The sequence below is a fragment of the Nocardia ignorata NBRC 108230 genome, from assembly GCF_001612905.1.
In the GTDB taxonomy this organism is placed as follows: domain Bacteria; phylum Actinomycetota; class Actinomycetes; order Mycobacteriales; family Mycobacteriaceae; genus Nocardia; species Nocardia ignorata.
Window position 1 is genome coordinate 41,137 of record NZ_BDBI01000049.1, and the last position, 6,556, is coordinate 47,692.

Sequence of the window (6,556 nt, forward strand, 5' to 3'; positions counted from 1 at the left end):
ATCGATCCCGGGGCCGCGGCTACTTCGCGTGCTGGACGCGGGCGTTGGCGTAGAGGCAGATCGCCGCTGCCGCAGCCAGATTCAGGCTTTCGGCGCGGCCGTGGATGGGGATACGGATGCGATGGTCGGCGCGGGCGGCGACGGCGGGATCGAGGCCGTGAGCCTCGTTGCCGAAGAGCCAGGCGACCGGCCCGGTGAGGATGTCGTCGGCGTCGTCGAGGACGACCTCACCGTGAGCGGTGGTCGCCAGCAGCGTGATTCCGGCCGAGGACAGCGCGTCGAGGGTGGCGTCGATACTGCGGCTGCGCGCGATCGGGACGTGGAACAGGCTGCCCGCGCTGGCACGGACGCATTTGCCGTTGTGCGGGTCGACCGCGTCACCGGCGAGCACGACGCCATCGGCACCGACGGCGTCGGCAACCCGGATGAGGGTGCCCGCGTTGCCGGGTTCGGCGATCTCCACGGGCACCGCGAGCATGCGGGGTGCACCGTCGAGGATCTGGCCGAGGGGAACATCGAGCTGCTCGCACACGGCGACCAGGCCCGGCGCGGTAACGGTTTCGCCCAGGTGCTCGGCGGCGCGATCGCTCACCAGCGTGGTGCGCACACCGTCGGCGTCGGCACCGGCGATCAACGCGACATCGCGCTTGGCCGCGGCGAGCGAGTAGAACAGCTCACGCACCCGGCCGGTCTCCAGCGCGGCGGTGACGGCATTGGCGCCTTCGGCCAGGAACAGGCCGGTCTTGCGGCGGTGCGCGGCGCGCTGGAGCTTGACAGCCGAAACGACCCGTGGGTTGCGCTCGGAGAGCGCGTCCACGGGTCGTTCCGACAGATCGTTGTGCGTCGTCAAGCTCAGGCAGCCGAGGCCGGGGCGTTGACGTCGGCGGGCAGCGCGGCCTTGGCGACAGCGACGAGACCGGCGAAGGCCTCGGCGTCGGAGACGGCGAGCTCGGCGAGGATCTTGCGGTCCACCTCGACACCAGCGGCCTTGAGGCCCTGGATGAAGCGGTTGTAGGTGATGTCGTTCAGACGCGCGGCGGCGTTGATACGAGCGATCCACAGCTTGCGGAAGTCACCCTTGCGCGCCTTGCGGTCGCGGTAGGCGTAGGTCAGCGAGTGGAGCTGCTGTTCCTTGGCCTTGCGGTACAGGCGCGAACGCTGGCCCCGGTAGCCCTTGGAGGCCTCGAGGATGGAACGGCGCTTCTTCTGAGCGTTGACAGCCCTTTTGACGCGTGCCACTTTTCAGTCCTTGATCATCTGGGGGGCGCGGCGGCGCCCGAATTCGGTAGTTGTCGGCGTCCGGTCATCCCGGCCGCGCAGTCGTCGGGGTGCGACGGTCTGCCTGGATCAGGCGAGACCGAGCAGCCGCTTCACGCGGGGGGCGTCGACGTCGGCAACGGACTCCGTGCCTTCCAGACGACGAGTCCGGCGGGAGGACTTGTGCTCCAGGAGGTGGCGACGGTTCGCCTGCTCGCGAAGCAGCTTGCCCCGGCCGGTCACCTTGAATCGCTTCTTGGCGCCGCTGTGGGTCTTGTTCTTCGGCATGGATTCCTCTATCTAGTCGGTGAAATCGGTGTTACTGCGGGTCGGCCTGCGCCTGCTCCGCGGGCGCGGCCTGCTCGGCGGCGGCCGGAGCGGTCGGCTGTGCCGGTGCCGGGGCGGTCGGCTCGGCCGGACGCGGGGCCGGTGCCGAGTCCTGCTGCGCCTTCACCCGCGTCTTCGCGCCCTTGTGGGGGGCGAGGACCATGGTCATGTTGCGGCCGTCCTGCTTGGCCGAGGTCTCGACGAAGCCGAGTTCGGCGACGTCGGAGGCCAGCCGCTGCAGCAGCCGGAAGCCGAGTTCGGGGCGCGACTGCTCACGACCGCGGAACATGATCGTGACCTTGACCTTCGACCCGGCTTCGAGGAAGCGAACGACGTTGCGCTTCTTGGTCTCGTAGTCGTGGTCGTCGATCTTCGGACGGAGCTTCTGCTCCTTGATCACGGTCTGGACCTGGTTCTTGCGGGACTCGCGCGCTTTCTGCGCGGTCTCGTACTTGAACTTGCCGTAGTCCATGATCTTGCAGACCGGCGGACGGGCATCGGGTGCCACCTCGACCAGGTCGAGATCGGCTTCGAGCGCGACGCGAAGTGCATCTTCAACACGCACGATCCCAACCTGTTCGCCGCCGGGTCCGATGAGTCGAACCTCGGGAACTCGGATGCGATCGTTGATGCGGGTCTCAGTGCTGATGGGGCCTCCTAGGTCAAGCGGTGTCGTCTTAACGACCGCACGCAATAACTGCAACCCCTGATTCAACGCGAAAGCCCCGTTGCGGTATTTCTCCGCGACGGGGCCCGAGTCGACCGATCATCGGACACCACGCCCGAGGGCACGGTGTCGACCCTCGCGCGAACAACACGCGAGGAACCCGCCACAACGAGCGGGTGACCGGGACCGTTTGTCCAGTACGATTGCTCGCCGGCAACGGTGGGAGTCGGGCTCCACTTATCTGCCCCAGGAAGTGCATGACACGACCAGGGGCGGTCGTCAGCGGAAAGTCTAGCATCGCATTCCGCTATCGCCGAATCGGCCCGGCGGCGGTGGCCCACACGGGGCTGGCGATAGCCTGATCCCCATGACTGACGAGCTCGATCCTCCCGTGCGCGACCTGGCCGACATTCCCGCGGTCGAGGTGATCAGCCGGGCCGCCGTGATGCTGATGAGTTCGGCGGCGGAGAAGCTCGGCCTTGCCGAGGAGAACCCGAACACCGGCGCCAACGTCGACCTCGACGAGGCGCGCCGGGTCATCACCGCGCTGGCCGGCCTGGTCACCTCGTCGGTGGAGTACCTCGGGCCGCACGCCGGGCCGATCCGCGAGGGCCTGCAGGCGTTGCAGCGCGCCTTCCGTGAGGCGTCGTCGGTGCCGGACGCGCCGGGTGCGGGCCCGGGCGAGAAGTACACCGGCCCGGTGCACTGAGCCCCGAAACGCGAAGATCCGCCGGCACCTGCGTGCCGGCGGATCCTTTTACGTCGTGAGCGCCGCTCAGACCGTAGGGGTCGGAGTCGGCGGCTGACCGGGGGTGACCGAGACGGCCGAGCCGGAGGAGATCATGTTGGCGAGGGCGGTGAAGATGGCCGCGCTTCCGGTATCCATTGCTGGTGATCCTTTCGAGGCTGCCGGGTCAGGCAGTCGGCGTCGGCGTCGTGGGCTCGTAGGCCAGCGAGGACCCGCCACTGAGGAAATTCAGAATCTGGCCGATGAGCGCCATCGTGGCTTCATCCATTGGGGACGTTCCTTTCGTACTGCACGACATCCGCGACCGCGCTGCCCACGCCGCGCGTGACACCACTGGATGTCGATCGACAAACCGCTACTGACCGGTCTTCCGGCGACGGCGAGGCGAATGTTACCTATGACCGTTTCACTTCGTAGGGTTTTCGGGAAGTCCCGGGCGGAACGGTAACCCGTTCCGCCCCGACACACCTGCCGGTCAGCGCAATGCGGCCGCTTTCCTGGCCAGCCGCTTGGCCGTCGCCGTCTCCGCGGGCGCCTTCTTCGCCGCCGGTGCGGTCTTCTTCTTCGCCGCGGGCTTCTTCGGAGCCGGTGCCGCGAGGACTTCCTTCAGGAACTGACCGGTGTAGCTGTCGGCGACCTGGGCCACCTCCTCGGGAGTGCCCGTGGCGACGACCGTGCCACCGCCGGAACCGCCTTCCGGGCCCATGTCGATGACCCAGTCGGAGGTCTTGATGACATCGAGGTTGTGCTCGATGACGATCACCGTGTTGCCCTTGTCGACCAGGCCGTTGATGACCTTGAGCAGCTTGCGGATGTCCTCGAAGTGCAGACCGGTCGTCGGCTCGTCGAGGATGTACACGGTGCGACCGGTCGAGCGTTTCTGCAGCTCGGCGGCCAGTTTCACGCGCTGCGCCTCACCGCCGGACAGGGTCGGGGCACTCTGGCCGAGGCGCACGTATCCGAGACCGACCTCGACGAGGGTCTTGAGGTACCGGTGGATCGAGGTGACCGGTTCGAAGAACTCGGCGGCCTCGTCGATCGGCATGTCGAGGACCTCGGCGATGGTCTTGCCCTTGTAGTGCACCTCGAGGGTCTCGCGGTTGTAGCGGGCGCCGTGGCACACCTCGCACGGGACGTACACGTCCGGCAGGAAGTTCATCTCGATCTTGAGCGTGCCGTCACCCGAGCACGCCTCGCACCGGCCGCCCTTGACGTTGAAGGAGAACCGACCCGGCTGGTAACCGCGCACCTTGGCCTCGGTGGTCGAGGCGAACAGGGTGCGGATCTTGTCGAAGACGCCGGTGTAGGTGGCCGGGTTCGAGCGTGGGGTTCGCCCGATCGGTGACTGGTCGACCTGCACCAGCTTGTCGAGCTGGTCGACGCCGTTGATCCTGGTGTGCCTGCCCGGCACCTGCCGCGCGCCGTTGAGCTTGTTCGCCAGCGTGGTGGCCAGGATGTCGTTGACCAGCGTCGACTTGCCGGACCCGGAGACGCCGGTGACGGACGTGAGCACACCGAGCGGGAAGGCCACATCGATGCCCTGCAGATTGTGCTCGGTGGCGCCGACGACGGTGAGCTTGCGCTTCTTGTCCACCGCGCGGCGCACCAGCGGCAGCTCGATCTGCTCGCGGCCGGAAAGATAAGCGCCGGTGAGGGATTCGGGCTCGGTGAGCAGTTCTTGGTAGGGACCCGAATGCACCACGCGACCGCCGTGCTCACCGGCGAGCGGACCGATATCGACCACCCAGTCCGAGGCGCGGATGGTGTCCTCGTCGTGTTCGACAACGATCAGAGTGTTGCCCAGCTTCTTGAGCCGCAGCAGGGTTTCGATGAGCCTGCGGTTGTCACGCTGATGCAGGCCGATCGACGGTTCGTCGAGCACGTAGAGCACGCCGACCAGGCCGGAACCGATCTGGGTGGCCAGCCGGATGCGCTGTGCCTCGCCGCCCGACAGCGTCGCCGCCGCGCGCGAGAGCGTGAGGTATTCCAAGCCCACGTCGAGCAGGAAGCCCAGGCGGGCCTGGATCTCCTTGAGCACCTGGCCGGCGATCGCGGCCTCGCGCTCCCCCAGCGTCAGCGAGTTGAGGAAGTGCGCGCATTCCCCGATCGACAGGTCGCTGACCTCGGCGATCGACCTGTTCTTGCCGTCGGCGGCCAGCGTGACGGCCAGGATCTCCGGTCGCAGGCGGGCACCGTTGCACACCGGGCACGGCACATCGCGCATGTACCCGTCGTAGTGCTCCTTCATCTGCTCGGACTCGGTGTTGTCCATGCGCCGCTGCAGGAACGGCATCACGCCTTCGAAATCGGCGTAATAGGAGCGTTTGCGTCCGTAGCGGTTGGTGTAGGAGACGTGCACCTGGTCGGAGCTGCCCTCGAGGACCGCCTTGCGTGCCTTCGCCGGGAGTTCACGCCAGGGGGTGTCCATGGAGAAGCCGATGGCCTCGGCCAGACCCGACAGCAGACGGTTGAAGTATTCGGCCGTCTGACCGCGCGACCACGGCGCGATCGCGCCCTCGGCCAGGCTCAGATCCGGATCGGGGACGACCAGTTCGGGGTCGACCTCCTTGCGGATACCGAGACCGGTGCAGTCGGGACAGGCGCCGTAGGGCGAGTTGAACGAGAACGAGCGCGGTTCGAGATCCTCGATATCGAGCGGGTGGCCGTTCGGGCAGGCCAGGCGCTCGGAGAAACGGCGCTCCCGGTCGTGCGCGTGTTCGTCGCGGTCGACGAAATCGAGCACGACGATGCCGTCGGCCAGCCGCAACGCGGTCTCGATCGAGTCGGTGAGGCGCTGCTTGGACGCGGCCTTCACCGACAGGCGGTCGACGACCACCTCGACATCGTGCTTCTCCTGCTTCTTGAGCTTGGGCGGATCGGTGAGCGGATACACCACACCGTCCACCCGCACACGCGAGTAACCCTGGGTCTTGAGCTGGTCGAACAGGTCGACGAACTCACCCTTGCGGGTACGCACCACCGGCGCGAGCACCTGGAACTTCAGGCCCTCGTCCATGGCGAGCACCTGGTCGACGATCTGCTGCGGGCTCTGCTTGGCGATCAGCTCGCCACAGACCGGGCAGTGCGGCGTGCCCGCGCGGGCATACAGCAGGCGCAGGTAGTCGTAGACCTCGGTGATCGTGCCGACCGTCGAACGCGGGTTGCGGTTGGTCGACTTCTGGTCGATCGACACCGCGGGCGAGAGGCCCTCGATGAAGTCCACATCCGGCTTGTCCATCTGCCCGAGGAACTGGCGCGCGTACGCCGACAGCGACTCGACATACCGGCGCTGTCCCTCGGCGAAGATCGTGTCGAACGCCAGACTCGACTTACCCGAACCGGACAGACCGGTGAACACGATCAGGCTGTCGCGCGGCAGATCGAGGTCCACACCTTTCAGGTTGTGTTCCCGAGCTCCGCGCACAGTGAGGCGTTCCGCCACCTGGTGAATCCCTTCTCCATAGTCATCCGCCGACCGGACATGAACCCCCAGGAATCAATGCTAGGTGGACCCACCGACAAGAACGGCTGAGCGCTTGCGCCCCGGGAGGTGCCGG

General features: G+C 67.1%; 6 protein-coding genes. 1 reads left to right on the forward strand and 5 read right to left on the reverse strand.

The features are described from left to right. Positions 1–19: 19 nt before the first annotated feature. The 4 genes from NI2_RS31200 to infC all read right to left on the reverse strand — a co-directional run bounded on the left by NI2_RS31200 (position 20) and on the right by infC (position 2,287). Complete coding sequence (locus NI2_RS31200; RefSeq protein WP_067498559.1) at positions 20–817, reverse strand: TrmH family RNA methyltransferase; 798 nt, start codon at positions 815–817, stop codon at positions 20–22. Positions 818–852: 35 nt separating this feature from the next. Then, positions 853–1,239 carry a 50S ribosomal protein L20 gene (gene rplT / locus NI2_RS31205; protein WP_067498536.1) on the reverse strand — a complete coding sequence of 129 codons (387 nt, stop codon included), beginning with the start codon at positions 1,237–1,239 and terminating at the stop codon, positions 853–855. A 108-nt stretch (positions 1,240–1,347) separates the two neighbouring features. After that, a complete protein-coding gene (gene rpmI, locus NI2_RS31210; RefSeq protein WP_067498539.1) occupies positions 1,348–1,545 on the reverse strand; it encodes a 50S ribosomal protein L35 in 198 nt (65 codons plus the stop codon). Positions 1,546–1,576: 31 nt separating this feature from the next. After that, the gene (gene infC / locus NI2_RS31215; protein WP_174550374.1) at positions 1,577–2,287 is read right to left on the reverse strand and encodes a translation initiation factor IF-3; all 711 of its coding nucleotides are present in this window, start codon (positions 2,285–2,287) and stop codon (positions 1,577–1,579) included. 331 nt (positions 2,288–2,618) lie between these two features. On the opposite strand from infC, the gene NI2_RS31220 reads away from it, so the two are divergent. After that, the gene (locus tag NI2_RS31220; RefSeq protein ID WP_067498543.1) at positions 2,619–2,960 is read left to right on the forward strand and encodes a DUF1844 domain-containing protein; all 342 of its coding nucleotides are present in this window, start codon (positions 2,619–2,621) and stop codon (positions 2,958–2,960) included. Positions 2,961–3,474: 514 nt separating this feature from the next. Here NI2_RS31220 and uvrA read toward each other — a convergent pair. After that, positions 3,475–6,441: an excinuclease ABC subunit UvrA gene (gene uvrA / locus NI2_RS31225; protein WP_067498546.1), complete on the reverse strand. Its 2,967-nt coding sequence runs from the start codon at positions 6,439–6,441 to the stop codon at positions 3,475–3,477. Between the last annotated feature and the right edge of the window lie 115 nt (positions 6,442–6,556).